This window comes from Pseudomonas sp. ITEM 17296 (genome assembly GCF_028895205.1).
Taxonomy (GTDB): domain Bacteria; phylum Pseudomonadota; class Gammaproteobacteria; order Pseudomonadales; family Pseudomonadaceae; genus Aquipseudomonas; species Aquipseudomonas kermanshahensis.
The window spans coordinates 68,272-87,427 of record NZ_WJRS01000013.1 but is presented as its reverse complement, the minus strand read 5'-3'; the positions used below and the strand labels follow the sequence as shown (position 1 = coordinate 87,427).

General features: G+C 62.7%; 13 protein-coding genes. 10 read left to right on the top strand and 3 right to left on the bottom strand.

Features of this window, described 5'->3' with window-relative positions:
- Position 1: 1 nt before the first annotated feature.
- Complete coding sequence (locus tag GIB19_RS15975) at positions 2-3,700, bottom strand: DUF1588 domain-containing protein (protein ID WP_274887183.1); 3,699 nt, start codon at positions 3,698-3,700, stop codon at positions 2-4.
- A 712-nt stretch (positions 3,701-4,412) separates the two neighbouring features.
- Between GIB19_RS15975 and GIB19_RS15970 the strand changes: the two genes are divergently transcribed.
- Entirely contained in the window at positions 4,413-5,387 is a 975-nt protein-coding gene (locus GIB19_RS15970) for a serine/threonine protein kinase (protein ID WP_027594344.1), read from the top strand.
- A gap of 64 nt (positions 5,388-5,451) precedes the next feature.
- Positions 5,452-6,339 (top strand): EamA family transporter RarD, encoded by an 888-nt coding sequence (rarD, locus tag GIB19_RS15965; RefSeq protein ID WP_085274054.1) that lies wholly within the window; start codon positions 5,452-5,454, stop codon positions 6,337-6,339.
- A 309-nt stretch (positions 6,340-6,648) separates the two neighbouring features.
- Here rarD and GIB19_RS15960 read toward each other — a convergent pair whose 3' ends face one another.
- Positions 6,649-7,167, bottom strand: coding sequence for a glycine cleavage system protein R (locus GIB19_RS15960; RefSeq protein ID WP_027594342.1), 519 nt, complete (start codon positions 7,165-7,167; stop codon positions 6,649-6,651).
- A gap of 453 nt (positions 7,168-7,620) precedes the next feature.
- Between GIB19_RS15960 and GIB19_RS15955 the strand changes: the two genes are divergently transcribed.
- Entirely contained in the window at positions 7,621-9,798 is a 2,178-nt protein-coding gene (locus GIB19_RS15955) for a malate synthase G (RefSeq protein ID WP_027594341.1), read from the top strand.
- Between the two features lie 130 nt (positions 9,799-9,928).
- Here GIB19_RS15955 and GIB19_RS15950 read toward each other — a convergent pair whose 3' ends face one another.
- Positions 9,929-10,378, bottom strand: a complete 450-nt coding sequence (locus GIB19_RS15950) for a response regulator (RefSeq protein WP_256215050.1) — start codon at positions 10,376-10,378, stop codon at positions 9,929-9,931.
- A 179-nt stretch (positions 10,379-10,557) separates the two neighbouring features.
- Here GIB19_RS15950 and GIB19_RS15945 point away from each other — a divergent pair, with 179 nt between their 5' ends.
- The 7 genes from GIB19_RS15945 to GIB19_RS15915 all read left to right on the top strand — a co-directional run bounded on the left by GIB19_RS15945 (position 10,558) and on the right by GIB19_RS15915 (position 19,126).
- Positions 10,558-12,495, top strand: a complete 1,938-nt coding sequence (locus GIB19_RS15945) for a DUF294 nucleotidyltransferase-like domain-containing protein (RefSeq protein WP_274887180.1) — start codon at positions 10,558-10,560, stop codon at positions 12,493-12,495.
- Positions 12,492-13,202 (top strand): 3'-5' exonuclease, encoded by a 711-nt coding sequence (locus GIB19_RS15940; protein WP_274887179.1) that lies wholly within the window; start codon positions 12,492-12,494, stop codon positions 13,200-13,202. The genes GIB19_RS15945 and GIB19_RS15940 overlap by 4 nt, the downstream gene beginning before the upstream one ends.
- A 399-nt stretch (positions 13,203-13,601) precedes the next feature.
- Positions 13,602-14,120, top strand: coding sequence for an RNA polymerase sigma factor (locus GIB19_RS15935; protein ID WP_099428143.1), 519 nt, complete (start codon positions 13,602-13,604; stop codon positions 14,118-14,120).
- Positions 14,117-15,073, top strand: coding sequence for a FecR domain-containing protein (locus GIB19_RS15930; protein WP_274887177.1), 957 nt, complete (start codon positions 14,117-14,119; stop codon positions 15,071-15,073). Before GIB19_RS15935 ends, GIB19_RS15930 begins: the two co-directional genes overlap by 4 nt.
- A 251-nt stretch (positions 15,074-15,324) precedes the next feature.
- Positions 15,325-17,757: a TonB-dependent siderophore receptor gene (locus GIB19_RS15925; RefSeq protein ID WP_274887176.1), complete on the top strand. Its 2,433-nt coding sequence runs from the start codon at positions 15,325-15,327 to the stop codon at positions 17,755-17,757.
- An 83-nt stretch (positions 17,758-17,840) separates the two neighbouring features.
- The gene (locus GIB19_RS15920) at positions 17,841-18,953 is read left to right on the top strand and encodes a PepSY-associated TM helix domain-containing protein (RefSeq protein WP_274887174.1); all 1,113 of its coding nucleotides are present in this window, start codon (positions 17,841-17,843) and stop codon (positions 18,951-18,953) included.
- Positions 18,950-19,126, top strand: a complete 177-nt coding sequence (locus GIB19_RS15915; RefSeq protein WP_172960334.1) for a hypothetical protein — start codon at positions 18,950-18,952, stop codon at positions 19,124-19,126. Before GIB19_RS15920 ends, GIB19_RS15915 begins: the two co-directional genes overlap by 4 nt.
- The last annotated feature ends 30 nt before the right edge of the window (positions 19,127-19,156 follow it).

Below are 19,156 nucleotides of genomic sequence, written 5' to 3'. Positions count from 1 at the left end.
GTCAATTCTCCTCTTGGCGCTTGAGGAACACAGGTGAGGTAGCCAGCTCGCGAATCATCTGGATCAACGAACCGTTGGTCTTGAGCGATTCGGCGGCAGACTTCAACGTGCCAACCGACCCAGCAGAAACCTTGTTGCCGAACATGAAGCGGAAATAGCTGTCGGCCATGCAGGTTTGCGCCGTGAGATTTGCGGGCAGCAGCCGAGCGATATCGCGCACATTGTGAACATTTGCCCAAGTCTCCAGGCCCGTGTTGCTGATGAACGGCCCTGCGGCATCAATGTTCACCGGCACCGGGAACTGCGCATGGTTGTAAGCCGGCTCAGTTTCCCGGTAGCGCCCGGAAGCATCGTAGTTTTCCATGCTGGATCCGGTGTCGTTCATGTACTTGTGGCACTGCCAGCAACGGCCCTCCGAGGCTTGCTCACCGTTGACCAGGTCCCAACGCTCGCGGGTTGTGATCGCCCTTGGCGGATACTGCGGCTCTTGCGGGTCGGCATCGACCGGCGCACCGAACTCCCGGCACAGCAGTTGCTCACGGATCATGATGCCGCGCTTGACCAGTGATGTTGCCTGGTAGTCAGAAGTGGCCGCCTGGGTAGCACCCAGGTGCAACAGCCCCCCCCTTCGCTCATCGACCGTAACCTTGCGCATATCGCCCCCGGACACCCCGGCAATACCGTAGTGTTCTGCCAGCCTTTGATTGAGGTAGGTATACCCAGGGTTGAACAGTGCATTGAATGCCCCGCCGCTCTTGAGCACCTCACCCACCAGGCGTGCCTGCTCCTGCCGCATGCTCTGGATAACCTCAGGCGCCAGCCCGGGCTTTTCCTGGATGTCGCGGCTGGTTTTGATGTAGTAGCTGATGAAGCGGTTGAACTGTGTGATCCCCTGTTCGCTCATCAACATCTGCTGAGCCAGCGCACCCATCTGCTCGGGCGTCTCGAGCTGGCCTTGTTCGGCTTTGCGCATGAGTTCTTCACTCGGCGTGGTACCCAGCATTGCGTAAGAAAGCGCTGTCGCTCGTTCGTTGGCGGTCAACTGATAGGTACCGGATGTCCGGCCATCTGTTACGCCCAATTCGGAGCGATACAGGAAGTGAGGTGACAACAGTAATGCTGCGACCAGCGAGGCATCATCATGGTCAGCCTTCACGGCCTCATACCGGCTCAACTCAGCCCGGCTCAGCGGCCGTCGGAAGACGCGATGGCCGAGGCTTTCGACGCTCTGCTGAGCCAGCCATTGCGGTTCGACCTTGCCTGCCACATTCCACGCCACGTCATACAGCGTCTTCAGGTCTTCGGCGTTGATCATCCCCAGATCTGCCTCCCCGACGTATTTGAACTCTTTATCAAACTTGTCGGCCGGCAACGTATCGGCCTGCACTTGCACGGCAAACAGGTCGTGCACGCTGTTCACATACTCGTCACGGGTCAGCAGGCGCAGTTGCCGCTTGCCGAATGCTTGCCCAGGGTCCAGATAGCCGGCCCACAGTTCGTCGTAGAAGTAGTCGGCAATCTGCCCCGAGCAAGACGCATCGCAATGCCCGCTCACGCTCATGCCAAGAATCTGCTGAACCAGGGCTTCCTTGCCCGCCAGGCTCCAGTTGATAGCCTTGTTGGCGTCCTCGAAGTACTGCACGGTATGGCACCTCGCACAGGTGGTCGCCACAACCTGTTTGCCGAGTTCGGCCACGTGCTGGTAGCGCATCTCAACCTTTACTGCATCCCGGCTTTCTTCATCGATGTTCACGACCTGTTGGGTCGGCTCTGGCAGTTCGCCCTGGTAGTACGGGAAGTTGAATTTGTGCTCGCCGACTGGCAGCAGCACGTCCTGGGATCTGCCCCATGGCACCTTGATGACCTGCGCCTCGCCGTCGCTGATCAGGGTGACTTCCCACTGCGCCGGCGCCTCGCCACTGAATGCAGGCTTGTCCGGTGCAACCACGGTGGCCTTGACGGGTTGGAACGGTGGCCGTTCGATGTAGGCGAGTTGCACGACCTGCGCGTCCGGCGAGTCGCTCAGCGTCACCTGTTGCTGGCGCTGGCTGGGTATCAACTCACCGACGTTGTCCAGCGTGACCGTATACGTGCCGGCAGCCAGCCCCTTGATGCTCAGTGGCGACTCACCCCAGGCGACATCGAAACGCCGGCTGCGTCCATCGCTGCCCTTGAGCGTGCCACTGATCATCAGTGGCCGAACCTCGGGGCTTGGCGCCGTAGTGGGTTGCAGTTTGAGCAGGCTCTTGCCTACCACTTGCCCCATGTCGAAGGTGATGCGATAGATCACCCCGGCCAAGTCGTCAGACACCAACAGCGAGTTGTCGCTCAACGGCAACATGTCGGCTGGGCGGCCAAGGCACGAGTCGTCCAGGCAATACACATTGAAGTGCTCTGTCGAGCCTCCCCAGCCCGTTACCAGCGGGATCTGGTTGATAACCTCACGTCCGTCCTTGACCGTGAGCATGCGCAGTTCCATGCCTGGGCTGGCTTTGGTCCCCGTCCCATGCACGGCCACCAGCAGGCGTTGGAGATTGGCGTCATCGTTGTAGAACCCTTTCCAGAACTCGATGGCGAGCGGTGCGGTGTTGCTGCCCAGTTCATAGGCGGGCGCCTGATAATCTTCAGGCTTGAGCAGGTGCAATGGCTTGTCCGAAACGATCGCCCCATCGGCCAATGGCGGCACGATGGAGCCTGGCTCCTGGTATTCCTCCTGGGTAAACCCAGGCACATCGCGGCCGTAGAAATACGGCACGCCGAAATGCTGCCCTTCCTGGCTGATCAAGTTGACTTCGTCGGAGTTCAGGTAGCCCTGCCGGTTATTATCGGTGAACCAGATCTTGCCGTCTGGGTGCCAGGTGAAGCCGACCGCATTGCGCACGCCTTTGGCCAGCACCCGGGAGGTGGCGTTTTCGATGTCATAGCGCAGGACTGTGCCGTAACGCCCATCTGGCGGAATGATGCAGGTATTGCAGGGGATACCGACGGCGGTATAAAGGCCCTTGTCCGATGGATCGATCGGGTTGAAGTGCAAAGGATGCTTCTGGTGCCAGATACGCTGACCAGGCCGGGCAAGCGGGAAGGCGGTGTCGTCGGCGGGGAAGTTCATCACCACTTCAGGCTTAGCATCACGGTAGTGCTCATCGACATTGCGCACCCGATACAACTTGCCGGAGGTCGAGAAATACAGGTCGCCATCGCGGTACACCACGCCATGCGGCTCTTCCAGCCCTGAGGCCAGCAGATACACCCCTGTTGGCTTACCGGCCTCGTCCAGCGGGATCGCATAGATGAACCCTGCCGTGCGCGCTTCATAGGTGTAGACGGGGATGGCACTGGAGCCGACGTAAAGCACCCGGTTGCCCATCGCCATCTGCCGCGGTTGATACAGGCCGCTGGCAAACAGCTCCACCTTCACACCTGGCAGCGTCACTAGCCTGCCCAGGTCCAGTGGCTGGCGAAACTTGACCTCGAAGCTGATCTTCTCTGGCGTGTCAGGTTTGAATTCGACCTGGGTAGGCGTGGTCAGCGGCAGGTAACCCTGCGCTTCGTTCATGATCAGGTCGTACTTGCAGGCAGGGAGGTCAGGCAAGGTCAGCACTTCATCGGAACGCCCGGAGAACGGAATCGTCTCTTTTTTGCAGCGCAGCACGCCACTGACCTCGAGGTTGCGCCGCCCTGCCGGCCCGACCCCTTTCATCGATGCCGTGAACGGTACCTTGCCCGTCACTGTGCTGAATGACAGTTCCAGTGTGTTGGTCTGGGGCTGAGCACTACAAGCACCAAGGTCGTTCCACGCATCGCGCCAGAGCTCGCTACCGTTGAATGCTTCACCGGGGGAGTAAGGTGGCTGATTACACCACTGCCAGGCACCGACAGTACCTTCTCTGTCGTTTTTGCATTGGAAGGCCCTGCCAACATTGGTCACCAAACTGTCCTGGCTGTAGGGAGTTTCGCCAGCAGCGGGCTTTTCATAGGCAGGCGCTTGGCATTGTTCAGGCGTTGCCTGTCGTGTTTTCGTGCGCTCCTGCGAAGGTGCGAGGCTCATGTATCCCAACAGGCTTGTCAGCAGTGCAGCAAGACCGAACGCAGCAAGACGGCGCATGAATCGTCTCCTTGTCGAAGCCACCCCGCGCACATGCGCAGGTGACAACCGCCCCGGTGCTCCAGTGGCCAATATGACCAGCCGAATCCGGGATCTCTGAACCGTTCGTGCGCAACTGCCGATATGCGAGAGCGATGAGCAGGACGGTAAACCAGCATCCCTTTTGTGGGTACTGGTAGAAATGCTAGGTACTCGGCAAGTGGGCGGCGCTTGATTGCTTGCGCCTGCGAACCGATTGAGGGAGGCTGGACGCTCAGAGCGTCATTACAATGCGGGCGCTATGCCCCATTCCCCCTGCGGAGCTTTCATGTCCCACCCCTTCGACACCCTCACCCCCGACCTGGTCCTGGACGCCGTTGAAAGCATCGGCTTTCTCAGCGACGCCCGGATCCTGGCCCTGAACAGCTACGAGAACCGCGTCTATCAGGTGGGCATCGAAGACTCGCAGCCGCTGATCGCCAAGTTCTACCGCCCAGGCCGCTGGAGCGATGAGGCCATCCTCGAAGAGCACCGCTTCACCGCTGAGCTTGCCGATTGTGAAGTGCCGGTGGTCGCGCCTCTGCAACATGACGGCCGCACGCTGTTCGAGCACCAGGGTTTTCGCTTCACCCTGTTCCCCCGCCGCGGTGGCCATGCCCCTGAGCCTGGCAACCTCGACCAGCTGTATCGCCTCGGCCAGTTGCTCGGCCGCCTGCACGCCGTAGCCGCGACACGCCCGTTTGAGCACCGCGAAGCATTGGCGGTGGACAACTTTGGCCACGCGTCACTGCAAACCCTGCTTGAGGGCAACTTCGTACCGCGGGAATTGCTACCTGCTTTCGAGTCCGTCGCCCGCGACCTGCTGAAACGGGTCGAGGACATCTACGCGCGCACCCCGCACAAAGTGATGCGCCTGCACGGCGACCTGCATCCCGGCAACCTGATGCATCGCGACGAGGTCTATCACGTCGTCGACCTCGACGACTGCCGCATGGGCCCAGCGGTGCAAGACCTGTGGATGATGCTCGCCGGCAGCCGCGAGGAACGCCTCGGCCAACTGGCAGAGCTGATCGACGGCTACAACGAGTTCCACGACTTCGACCCACGCGAGTTGCCCCTGATCGAGCCCTTGCGAGCCTTGCGCCAATTGCACCACAGCGCCTGGCTGGCCCGCCGCTGGGACGACCCGGCCTTCCCGCGCAGCTTCCCCTGGTTTGGCCAGCCGCGCTACTGGGGCGACCAGATTCTCGCACTGCGCGAGCAGATGGCGGCCCTCGATGAACAACCGCTGAAATTGTTCTAGATGTGTGCTGAGCTCTGTCTACAATAGGCGTCGCTTTATTTAGCTACCTAAGCAAGGATTCTGCATGCACGCCGCAAACCCGCAACGCGGGTACATCCTGGGCCTCAGCGCCTATATCATCTGGGGTCTGTTCCCCCTTTACTTCAAGGCCATCCAGAGCGTCCCCGCCGTGGAGATCATCGTCCACCGGGTGCTCTGGTCGGCGTTGTTCGGTTCGCTGCTGCTACTGGTCTGGAAGCACCCAGGCTGGTGGCGTGAACTGCGCGACAACCCGCGCAGGCTGGCCATCCTCGCCCTGAGCGGCGCGCTGATCGCGGGTAACTGGCTGACGTATGTGTGGTCGGTGAACAACGGCCGCATGCTCGAAGCCAGCCTGGGCTACTACATCAACCCGCTGATCAACGTGTTGCTGGGCATGCTCATCCTCGGCGAGCGCCTGCGCCGCCTGCAATGGCTGGCGGTGGCCATGGCGGCCGTGGGGGTGGCCCAGCAGGTGTGGCAAGTGGGCAGCCTGCCCTGGGTGTCGCTGGTGCTGGCGCTGAGCTTCGGCTTCTATGGGTTGATCCGCAAACAGGCGCCGGTGGCAGCGCTTCCGGGCCTGGTAGTGGAAACCTGGATGTTGGTGCCGCTGGCCCTTGGCTGGATGTTGCTGCACCCCGCTGCCCTGAGCGCACAGGGCGCGTTCTACACCAGCAGTGAAGCGTTGTGGTTGATGGCGGCAGGGCCAGTGACCCTGGTGCCGCTGGTGTGCTTCAACGCCGCCGCACGCCACCTGCCGTATACCACCTTGGGCTTCCTGCAGTACCTGGCGCCGACGCTGGTATTGCTGCAGGCAGTGTTGCTGTTTGACGAGCATTTGTCGTCGAGCACGCTGGTGGCGTTCATGTTCATCTGGGCGGGTTTGGCGATCTATAGCGTCGATGCCTGGTTGAATTTGCGCAAACGCGCCTGATCAAAAAATGATCAAAACTCTGCAAGGTACGCCAGCCGTGGCTTGCAGAGACATCTCCAGAGGTTATCCACACCCTCGTCCCCGTGCTTTGTGCACAAGCCGCTGATATTTGGGTGTTTTTTGATCAAAAGCTTGCAAGGCTTGTGTTACCTGGGCTGGAGAGGTACGCCCCCAGGTTATCCACAGGGCCGTACCTGTGAAATGGGGGATAACCCTGGGGTCCGCTTCGCGGCCCATTCGCCACGCAACCTCTGTAGGAGCAGCCTTGTGCTGCGAATGGGCCGCAAAGCGGACCCCGGCAATCCCAAATCAATCCTCCGCCCGCAACTCCAACTCCACCATCAAATCATCCGCCAAACTCTCCAACCGCTGCCGCAGCTCATCCAGCGACAACGTCAACGGCAGCGCCAACAACGCATTGGCATGAAACAGCGGCTCGCTGCTCATCGGTGCAGGCCGCACTTCGGTGGTAAAGCGCTCCAGGTTCACCCCAAGCTCGGCCAGCAGCCGGGTGATATCACGCACGATCCCCGGCCGGTCATTGCCCACCAGCTCCATGGCGATCGGCTTCCAGGTGCACGAGGGCTCGATGCCGCTCTCGGCAATCAACACGCGAATGTCATACCGCGCCAAGCCCTGCAACGACGCCACCAGCTCTGTGTAATTTTCTGCCGGCACCGCCACCCGCAAGATGCCGGCAAACTGCCCGGCCATGCGTGACATGCGGCTTTCCAGCCAGTTGCCGCTGTGGTCGGCGATGCATTGGGCAATGCGTTCGACCTGCCCGGCCTTGTCAGGGGCAATCACAGTGAGTACAAGATGATCCACAAGCCCTTCCTCTGCGTCGAACCGCGCTGGGCGGCGATAAACCGGGGGATCGATTGAGTATAGGCAAGGCGCGGCAACCTGCCGCAGGGCAATCGACATAACGAATCGTGTACTGTTTCAAGATTTATCTGGAACAATCCACCTGTTTTTTGCGAACATACCCACTCCCAGCGTGACCATACGCGACCAACGGGTCGCACAACGACGCTTTTAGTCTGATTTTGCCCCGCCTACTGCTTCATGTAGTATCCCGTGGCGCGGACTACAAAACGTCGTTTGGATGTCTGCCAAGGCGCCTGTGAAAATACGCACACTGCCCGCCAGCCCGTCTGGCAGGCCGCACCCAGCCGCCCTAGGGTTCATTCACCCAGGGCACGCACTGGTGCCGTGTTTAGAGAAGCGCTACAGGCTTAATACAGAAGAGCGAAATAGCTGAGCAGAGTGAGGCAAGCAATGACTGGATACGTTCAAGTCGGTGGCCTTCAGGTCGCCAAGGTCCTGTACGACTTCGTGAACAACGAAGCCATCCCAGGTACCGGCATCGTCGCCGAGCAGTTCTGGGCAGGTGCAGAGAAGATCATCAATGACCTCGCTCCAAAGAACAAAGCCCTGCTCGCCAAGCGCGACGAGCTGCAAGCCAAGATCGACGCCTGGCACCAGGCACGCAAAGGCCAGGCCCATGACGCCGTAGCCTACAAAAGCTTCCTCCAGGAAATCGGCTATCTGCTGCCACAAGCCGACGATTTCCAGGCCACCACACAAAACGTGGACGAAGAAATCGCCCGCATGGCCGGCCCGCAGCTGGTCGTGCCGGTGATGAACGCCCGTTTCGCCCTGAACGCCGCCAACGCCCGCTGGGGCTCGCTCTACGACGCCCTGTATGGCACCGATGCCATCAGCGATGAAGGCGGCGCCGAGAAAGGCCAGGGTTATAACAAAGCGCGTGGCGACAAGGTCATCGCCTTCGCTCGCGCCTTCCTCGACGAAGCCGCGCCACTGGCTGCGGGCTCGCATGTCGACTCCACCGCCTACAGCATCCAGGGCGGCAAGCTGGTGGTCGCCCTCAAGGGTGGCAGCAACAGCGGCCTGCGTGACGACGCACAACTGATCGGTTTCGTCGGTGACGCCGCCGCGCCGACCGCCGTGCTGCTCAAGCACAACGGCCTGCACTTCGAAATCCAGGTCGATGCCAGCACCCCGGTCGGCAGCACCGATGCCGCCGGCGTCAAAGACATCCTGATGGAATCGGCACTGACCACCATCATGGACTGCGAAGACTCGGTTGCGGCTGTAGACGCCGATGACAAGGTCATCGTCTACCGCAACTGGCTGGGCCTGATGAAAGGCGACCTGGCCGAAAGCGTCAACAAGGGTGGCAAGACCTTCACCCGCACCATGAACCCAGACCGCGAGTACGCCGCGCCTAACGGTGGCAGCGTCACCCTGCACGGTCGTTCGCTGTTGTTCGTGCGCAACGTGGGTCACCTGATGACCAACCCGGCGGTCCTCGATGCCCAGGGCAACGAAATCCCGGAAGGTATCCAGGACGGGCTGTTCACCAACCTGATCGCCCTGCACAACCTCAACGGCAACACCAGCCGCAAGAACACCCGCACCGGCAGCGTGTACATCGTCAAGCCGAAGATGCACGGCCCTGAAGAAGTGGCCTTTGCCGCCGAAATCTTCAGCCAGGTCGAAGACCTGCTGGGCATGCCGCGCAACACCGTCAAGGTCGGCATCATGGACGAGGAGCGCCGCACCACGGTCAACCTCAAGTCCTGCATCAAGGCAGCCGCCGAGCGCGTAGCGTTCATCAACACCGGCTTCCTCGACCGCACCGGTGACGAAATCCACACCTCCATGGAAGCCGGCGCTGTGGTGCGCAAAGGCGCCATGAAGAACGAGAAGTGGATCGGCGCTTACGAGAACAACAACGTCGACGTCGGCCTGGCCACCGGCCTGCAAGGCCGTGCGCAGATCGGCAAAGGCATGTGGGCCATGCCCGACCTGATGGCCGCCATGCTCGAGCAGAAGATCGCTCACCCGCTGGCCGGCGCCAACACCGCCTGGGTACCTTCGCCGACTGCCGCGACCCTGCATGCCCTGCACTACCACAAGGTCGATGTGCAGGCACGTCAGCGAGAGCTGGCTACGCGCACCCCGGCGTCGGTCGACGACATCCTGGCTATCCCGCTGGCTGCCGACACCAACTGGTCGGACGAAGAGATCCGCAACGAGCTGGACAACAACGCCCAAGGCATCCTCGGTTACGTGGTGCGCTGGATCGATCAGGGCGTGGGTTGCTCGAAAGTGCCGGACATCAACAACGTCGGCCTGATGGAAGACCGCGCCACCCTGCGCATCTCGGCCCAGTTGCTGGCCAACTGGCTGCGCCATGGCGTGGTCAGCGAGGCGCAGGTGCTGGAAAGCCTCAAGCGCATGGCGGTGGTGGTTGACCAGCAGAACGCCAGCGACGCCCTCTACCGCCCGATGGCGCCGAACTTCGACGATAACGTCGCGTTCCAGGCGGCTGTGGAGCTGGTGATCGAAGGTGGCAAGCAGCCGAACGGTTATACCGAGCCGGTACTGCACCGCCGTCGTCGCGAGTTCAAGGCGCGTAACGGGCTGTAAATCGCAAGGGGCCGCTGTGCGGCCCATTCGCGGGCAAGCCCGCTCCCACAGGTACCCCACTCAGCTCGAATGCGGTGGGGTCTTTGTGGGAGCGGGCTTGCCCGCGAATGCTATGGCACAAGCAACCGACCTACTTGAGCCTTAACTCTTTCTTCACCAACCCCAGCAGTTTCTCCAGATCCACTGGTTTGAGCAGAAAATCCACCACCCCAAGGTGCATCACGTCCACCGCCTCTTTCACATCGGTGTCACCCGACACCACGATGATCGACAACGCCGCCCACCTCGATTCACGAATCTGCCGGATCAACGCCATTCCATCCTTGGGCTCCATGCGCAGATCAGTAATCATCAGGGCAATTCTGGGTTCCCAGTGCAGTTTCCACAGCGCTTCCAGAGCACCATCGGCCGTCATGCAATCGATGCCCCGGCTTTTCAGGTAGTAGCTCAGCGCCTTCCTGTTCACGGCATTGTCATCGACCACCAGCACCACCGGTCGGGGCGCAACAGGCGCACTCACCACGGCCAGTGCCTCGCGTTCGGCGTCACTCAGGAGGTCGTCATGCTCAACCATGGTCATCTCGTCAAAAAGTCGTGCTCACGGTAAGACCGCATCATGCGATATTGATCACACGCCGCTCATAGACTTACGTCCAATGGGCACCACAGCGCAGCCAGCCGACCATGGGGACCGAGAACAACAAGGCCGGCACCTATATATAGATATATATAGTTCGGCGTAGCGATACGGTCAGCTTCATGAGTAAAAAGGACGCCTACAGCCAGGCGGGCAGGACGGCTGTGCTACAGAACATACAAGGCACGTTGCAGTTTCTGCAGCGCTTCCCCCCGTTCAACCAGATGGAGCACGGCCACCTGGCGTATCTGGTCGAGCAGTGCCAGCTGCGCTTCTATGCCAGCGGCGAAAGCATCGTCAAACCCGCCGATGGCCCGGTCGAGCACTTCTACATCGTCAAGCAGGGGCGTGTCGTCGGCGAGCGCCAGCACCTGGTCAAACCCGGGGTGGAAACCACCTTCGAGATCACCAGCGGCGAGTGCTTCCCCCTGGCGGCGCTGCTGGGCGAGCGTGCCACCCGCACCGAGCACCTGGCCGGTGAGGACACCTTCTGCCTGCAACTGAACAAGGCCGCGTTCATCCGCGTGTTCTCCTTGTCGGAAGCCTTTCGCGACTTCGCCCTGCGCGGGGTCAGCAGCCTGCTCGACCAGGTCAACCAGCAAGTGCGCCAACGCGCCGTGGAAACCCTCGGCACCCAGTACTCGTTGAATACTCCCCTGGGCGAACTGGCCATGCGTCACCCGGTGGTCTGCAGCCCCGACATGCCGCTGCGCGACGCCGTGCGGTTGATGCACGAGCAGCAGGTCGGCAGCATTGTCGTGGTCGACCCCGCACGCTACCCGATCGGCATCTTCACCCTGCGCGACCTGCGCCAGGTGGTGGCGGCCGCCGATGCCGACCTGGGTGCGCCGATCGAGCGGCACATGACCGCCAAACCGTTCTACCTCAGCCCGCAGGCCAGCGCCTTCGACGCCGCCATGGCCATGACCGAGCGGCACATCGCCCATGTTTGCCTAGTGGACAACCAACGCCTGTGCGGGGTGGTCTCCGAACGTGACCTGTTCTCCCTGCAACGGGTCGACCTGGTGCACCTGGCGCGTACCATTCGTCATGCACCGCGCCTGGAAACCTTGGTTTCCCTGCGCGGTGAGATCAGCCAACTGGTCGAGCGCATGCTCGCCCACGGCGCCTCGTCGACGCAGATCACCCAGATCATCACGCTGTTGAACGACCACACCGTCTGCCGGGTCATCGAACTGGCCCTGGCCGAGCGCGGCGACCCAGGCGTGCCCTTCAGCTGGCTGTGTTTCGGCAGCGAAGGGCGGCGCGAGCAGACCCTGCACACCGACCAGGACAACGGCATCCTGTTCGACGCCCGCGACAGCGCCGAAGCCGACGCGGTCCGAGCCCGCCTGCTGCCACTGGCGCAGTACATCAACCAATGCCTGGCCCAGTGCGGTTTTACCCTGTGCAAAGGCAATGTCATGGCCGGCAACCCCGAGCTGTGCCTGTCACGCAGCGAATGGGCGCAGCGCTTTGCCGGCTTCGTCCGCGAGGCCAGCCCGGAAAACCTGCTGGCTTCGAGCATCTATTTCGACCTGCGCGTGGTCTGGGGTGACGAGCAAGGCTGCGAGCAACTGCGCCAAAGCCTGCTGGCGCAGGTGGCCGACAACCGCCTCTTCCAGCGCATGATGGCCGACAACGCCCTGCGCCAGCGCCCACCCGTGGGCCGCCTGCGTGAATTCGTGCTGACCCGCCAAGGCAATGACAAGGCCGCCACCCTCGACCTCAAGGTGCAGGGCCTGACGCCCTTCGTCGATGGCGCGCGGTTGCTGGCCCTGGCCAATGGCATCGGTGCCTGCAACACCCTCGAGCGCCTGCGCCAACTGGTGACGAAAGGCGTCATCGAGCCACTCGACGGCGCAGCGTATGAAGAGGCTTACCACTTCATCCAGCAAACCCGCATGCAGCAGCACCAGCGCCAGACCCGCGATAACCTGCCCTACTCCAACCGCGTCGACCCAGACAGCCTCAACCACCTGGACCGGCGCATTCTGCGAGAGTCGCTGCGCCAGGCGCAGCGCCTGCAAAGCAGCCTGGCCTTGCGGTACCAGCTATGAGCTTGTTCGCCTGGCTACGTCCCAGCCTGCCCGACCTGGACGACGCCTCGCGCCAGCGCCTGGCGCAGTTGCCCAAGCCCGCGGCGCTGGGGGTGTGCACATTGCGTGAACAGCGCTGGGTGGTGCTGGACCTGGAAACCAGCGGCCTCAACCCCAACCGTGACCAGGTGTTGTCGATTGGCGCCGTGGCCATTGAAGACGGTGCTATCGACTTTGCCCAGCAGTTTGAACGCACCCTGTACCGCCCCACCCAGAAGACCAACGCCAGCGTGTTGATCCACGGGCTGGGGCCCAGTGCCCTGGCGGCCGGCTGCGACCCGGTCGAGGCCTTGCTCGACCTGCTCGACTTCATTGGCGATAGCCCGGTATTGGCGTTCCATGCGCCCTTCGACCAGCGCATGCTCGCGCGCGCGCTGAAAGAAAGCCTGGGCTATCGCCTGCAGTTGCCGTTTCTCGATGTTGCCGAACTGGCGCCGATGCTCAACCCCGACACGGTGCTGCGCGAAGCCGGGCTGGATGACTGGGTTGCGCGTTTTGGCCTGCAGGTGGAAGAGCGCCACCATGCCAGTGCCGATGCCCAGGTGACTGCTGAGCTGGCCTTGATCCTGTTCAGCCAGGCCCGCCGCCAGCAGCTGGACAGCCCGTTGCAGCTGGAGCAGCGGTTGCGGGGGTGGCGTCGGCGTAAGGTGCATAGTCACGGTTTGTAGGGCTTGAGGGTTGTTGCGCCTGTGAGATCGAGCGCCGCCCGCGCGGCGCATCGCGAGCAACGCTCGCTCCTACGTTTATTTTTGGCCAGTAACGCCTGTGACAGGTGCGCGCGATCGCCTTGGCGCATGGCGCGTTATCGCGTCGAACATACAAGGCGGTCGCGCGCATATGCCCCAGGAATAATTGGCCCGAAACAAACGTAGGAGCGAGCGTTGCTCGCGATGCGCCGCGCGGGCGGCGCTCGATCTCACAGGCGCCAAATCACCCAATCATTACACCCGGCGGCGCCCCAACCATAGTGGCAATCCGATAAGCGTCCATTGCGCCCCGCCCCCTGCCTCTGCAACAATCGCGAATAATTATCGTTAGTTAATGCATTCGTTCCGGGGGGACGCTGCTTGTCTTCTGCACACAGCCCACACGCCGAGCTGGTCGGTGCGCTTTACCGCGACCATCGCAGCTGGCTGCTCGCCTGGCTGCAACGCAGCATGGCCTGCCGTCAGCGTGCCGAAGACCTGAGCCAGGACACCTTCGTGCGCCTGCTCGGCCGTGATCGGCTGGAAACGCCCCGCGAGCCACGCGCCTTTCTGGCCGCCGTGGCCAAAGGGCTGATGTTCGACCATTTCCGCCGCACCGCGCTGGAGCAGGCCTACCTGGCCGAGCTCGCCCTGCTGCCCGAAGCCGAACACCCCTCCCCGGAAACCCAGCACCTGATTCTAGAAGACCTCAAAGCCATTGACCGCCTGCTGGGCAAGCTGTCGAGCAAAGCGCGGGCGGCCTTCCTGTACAACCGCCTGGACGGTATGGGCCATGCCGAAATCGCCGAGCGCCTTGGCGTTTCGGTCTCGCGGGTACGCCAGTACATCGCCCAAGGCCTGCGCCAGTGCTATGTGGCCCTGTACGGGGAGCCCACGTGAACGGCTCACCGGTATCGTCCCGCGTCCTGGAAGCGGCCATCGCCTGGAAGCTGAACCTGGATGAAGGCAGTGGCACGCCTGATGAACGCAACGCGTTCATGCGCTGGCACGCCGCCAGCGAAGAGCATGCCCGCGCCTGGCGCCAGTTGGGCAGCCTCGACCAGCGCGTGAGCGCCGCTGCCGGGCCTGCGCGCCAGGCACTGCTGCAGTCGCGGGCCGGGCTGCGGCGGCGCATCGGCAAGGTTGGCAGCGGCCTGGCCGGGATGTTGCTGCTAGGCTCGCTGCTGGCCTGGGTCGGCGCCCCGTCGCTGTCACCGAACTACTGGCTCGCCGACCAACGCACGGCCACCGGCGAGCTGCGCACCCTGCGCCTGGAAGACGGCACCCTGCTGAGCCTGAACACCCATACCGCGGTGGATATCGACTACCAAGGCGAGCAACGGGTGATCGTGCTGCACCAGGGCGAGATCTCGGTCGAGACTGGCCACCAAGACCCACGCCCGTTGCTGGTACGCACCGACGACGGTCGCCTTCGCCCGCTGGGCACACGCTTCCTGGTGCGCCGTGAGGCGCAGGGCACTCGCCTGGAAGTGCTGCAGGCCTCGGTCGCGGCCATGCCGCTGAACAGTGGCGACGAGCAGGTGTTGCGCGAAGGCCAGCAGGTACTCATGGATGCCAACGGGCTTGGCCAGGTCGGCACAGTCGCCGTCGGCGCCGATGCCTGGACCCGCGGCATGCTGGTGGTGGACAACGTGCGCCTGGCTGACTTGCTGGCCGCGCTTGGGCGTTACCGCAGCGGCCATCTCGGGGTGGCTGACGAAGTCGCCGACCTGCGTGTCACCGGCAGCTTCCCGCTGACCGACACCGACCTGGCCCTGGCCTCGCTGGTGCCCGCACTGCCGGTGCAGATCGAGCGGCATACGCCGTGGTGGGTGACCGTCAAGGCCAAATAGTGATCTGTTGTTCTGGCGCGAATTCACTGTAGGAGCAGCCTTGTGCTGCGAAGAGGCCAGCGACAACACAGTGGATCTTCGCTGCTTTCACTGGCCTCTTCGCAGCACAAGGCTGCTCCTACAGCGGATGGCGTTTGAACGGGCATTGCCGGTTCTTGAAGTTTTTCACTTTTTTTTCGACAGCCCCTGTCACTTTTGAAATCTCGCTCGGCAAGGAAGCAGTTAGCACTTATCCGTCTAGGAGCCGCTGCATGTCCCGTACTGTCGATCGTATCCTGCGCCCCAGCCTGATGGCCCTGGCCATTGGCCTGGCCGCGCCGTTGGCCAGCCCTGCCCTGTTCGCCGCCGAGCAATCCGCCCAGCGCGCCTACGACCTGCCTAGCGCGCCCTTGGCCAGCACCCTCAACCAGATCGCCAGCCAATCGGGCATCGCCCTGGCCATCGACCCGGCCCTGGTCAGCGGCCGCACCTCGGCCCCGGTCAACGGCCAGTACGACGGCATCGGCGCCTTGCAGGCCGCCCTGCGCGGCACCGGCTTGCAGCTGCAGCAGAGCAGCGTTGGCAGCTACAGCCTGGTGGCCGTCCCTGACGGCACCCTGGCACTGCCGGAAACCACCGTGAATGCCGACAGCGTCAGCGAAAGCGCCTGGGGCCCGGTAGAGGGCTACCTCGCCAAGCGCACCGCCGCCGGCACCAAGACCGATACCGCGCTGGTCGAAGTCCCCCGCTCCATCTCTGTTGCCACGCGCCAGCAAATGGCCGACCGCGGCGTGCACAGCCTGGATGATGCCGTGCGCTACATGCCCGGCATCGTGTCTGCCAGCTTCGGCAGCGACACACGCTATGACTGGATGCGCGTGCGTGGCTTCGAGCCGACCCAGTTCCTCGATGGCCTGCCGCTGCCCCGTGGCGTGTACGCCAACCCGAAAGCCGAAACCTGGAACCTCGACCGCCTCGCACTGCTGCGCGGCCCGGCGTCCTCGATCTACGGGCAAACCCCACCGGGCGGCCTGCTGGACATGGTCAGCCGTCGCCCACAAGCTGAAAGCGCCCACGAAATCGAACTGCAGTACGGCAGCGACAACCACCGCCAGATCAACTTCGCCAGCACCGGCAAAATCGATGACCAAGGCCAGTTTCTGTACAGCGTCAGTGGCGTGATCCGCGATGGCGGCACCCAGATCGACCATATCGACGACAAGCGCTACAACATCGCCCCGAGCCTGACCTGGAACATCGACGACGACACCTCGCTGACCTTGCTGACCCAGTTCACCCGCGACGATACGGGCGCCACCAGCCAGTTTCGGCCGATCCAGGGCACCAAGATCGACATGCCGTTCGGCAAGATCTCCCACCACAAAAACCTGGGGGATCCGGACTACGAGTTCTACGACCGCACCTACTACGCGCTGGGCTATGCCTTCGAGCATCGCATCAACGATGTCTGGCAGTTCCGCCAGAACCTGCGCTACACCAAGTCGGACCTGGCGTTCCAGACCATCACCCCCGGCAGCTACTACGCGCCCGGTGGCCCGGTGCAAGACGATGGTACCGTCAGCCGCATGTCCACCAACGTCGACGAAGACATCAGCCAATTCGCCGTGGACAACAACTTCCAGGCTGACTTCGCCAGCGGGGACATTACTCACACCCTGCTGATCGGCCTGGACCACCAGCGCGTCAACACCAACTACCTGTCGATCTACGGCTTCAACGTACCGAACAGCAACGTCAACAACCCGGTTTACGGGCTGCCGATCACCCGCCCGGACCGCTCCACGGCGTTCTATGACTACAACCAGAAAACCCGTCAGACGGGCCTGTATGTCCAAGACCAGATGGCACTGAACAACTGGCGCCTGACCCTGGGTGGCCGGGAAGACTGGGTGCACACCGGCACCAAGTACCTCAACCAGGGCGATGCCACCAACACCCAACGTGACAAGCAATTCAGCGGCAACGCGGCGATCAGCTATGTGTTCGACTCGGGCTTTGTGCCGTACCTGTCGTATGCGGAGTCGTTCCAGCCGGCCAGCAATGCCGCCGTGTCTGCCACGGAGTCGTTCAAACCGACCGAAGGCAAGCAATGGGAGCTGGGTATCAAATACCAACCGCCAGGTTCCAACACGTTGCTGTCGGCAGCCGTGTATGACCTGACCCAGAAAAACGTCTCGGTCACCAACACCATCGGCAACGTGAGCGTCACCAGCCAGACTGGCGAAGTGAAAGTGCGCGGCCTGGAGCTGGAAGCGGTATCCGACGTCAGCGAAAACCTCAAGTTGACCGCTGCCTACACCTTGGCCAAGTCCGAAGTGCAAAAGGGCGACTACAAAGGCAACCGCCTGCAACTGATGCCCAACCAGCAAGCCTCGCTGTGGGCCGACTACACCTGGCACAGCGGCGTGCTTGACGGTTTTGGCATCGGCGGTGGCGCGCGCTACACCGGCAATACCTATGGCGACCAGGCCAACACCTACCTGGGCAAGGCCAATGCCTACACCGTGTTCGATGCCTCGGTGCACTACGACCTCGGCCGCCTGAACAACAGCCTCAAAGGCGCGTCGGTGGCGGTCAACGCGACCAACGTGTTCAACAAGGACTACCTCTCCACCTGTGACAGTTACTACTGCTACTACGGAGATGAGCGCAGCGTCGTCGCCAGCGCCACCTACAAATGGTGATGACCTGACGCCCCACGCGCGCCGACCAAGCCGTCCTTCAGAGGGCGGCTTTGGTCTTTCTGGACGTCGAGAAACAAAATGAAATGAAAAGCTCAACCATCCGCCGCTGGTCCTTCATCCACACCTGGAGCAGCCTGGTCTGTACCCTGTTCCTGCTGTTGCTGGCCCTCACCGGCCTGCCGCTGATTTTCCACCACGAGCTGGAACAGCTGCTCGGTGACGCTCCCGAACTGCGCGAGATGCCCGCCGGCACCCCGCACCTCGACCTGCAACAGCTGGTGCTCAAGGCCGAACAACACCGCCCAGGCGAGGTGATGCAGTACTTCGGCTACGACGAGGACGAACGCAACGGCGTGGTGGCAATCACAGCCGCGACCGCCGGCACCGAGCCCAATGCGTCGCACACCTTCATGCTCGACGCCCGCACCGGCGAAGCCGTCGCCATGCCGGCTGCGAACGGCGGGTTCATGATGGTCATGCTGCGCCTGCACGTGGACCTGTTCGCCGGCCTGCCTGGCAAGTTGCTGCTGGCGTTCATGGGCGTGCTGTTCGTCGTGGCGATCGTCTCTGGCACCGTGCTCTACGCGCCGTTCATGCGCCGCCTGGATTTCGCCACGGTGCGCCACGACAAGTCCCGCCGCCTGCGTTGGCTCGACCTGCACAACCTGATCGGCGTGGTGACCCTGGCCTGGGCGCTGACGGTTGGCGTCACCGGTGTGATCAGTGCACTGTCCGACCTGGTCATCGCCGCCTGGCGCAACGACAGCCTGGCCGCCATGGTCGCCCCCTACCGTGATGCCCCGCCGCTCACCGAACGCGCCCCAGCCAGCCGCCTGTTGGCCATCGCCGAGCACGCGGCGCCCGGCATGCGCCCGGATTTCATCGCCTTCCCCGGCACGCGCTTTTCCAGCGAGCACCACTACGCCGTGTTCATGAAAGGCGCCACGCACCTGACCTCGCACCTGCTCACCCCGGTGCTGATCGATGCGCAGACCCTGCAGGTGACCGCCGTCGGCGAGCGGCCCTGGTACATGGACGCCATGGGCCTGTCGCAGCCGCTGCACTTCGGTGACTACGGCGGGCGCCCCATGCAGATCCTCTGGGCGGTGCTCGACGTGCTGACCCTCATCGTGCTCGGCAGCGGCCTGTACCTGTGGTGGGGCAAGCAGCGCAAACCACGGGAGTGCAAGGCATGAGCCACGCGTCGCGATCGACCACTAAGATTTTCGCCTGGCCGGCACTCATCGCCCTGCTCGGTGCCTTGGGCCTGTTCGCTGCGCTGCTGGGCGACGGCGCGTGGGATGGCTTGTCCTGGGTGGGCCTGGGCCTGCCGGCGTACTTGGCACTGCGCGGTTTCTGGCGGCGTTGAGGTAATGGGTTAACGCAGCCGCCCGGCCAA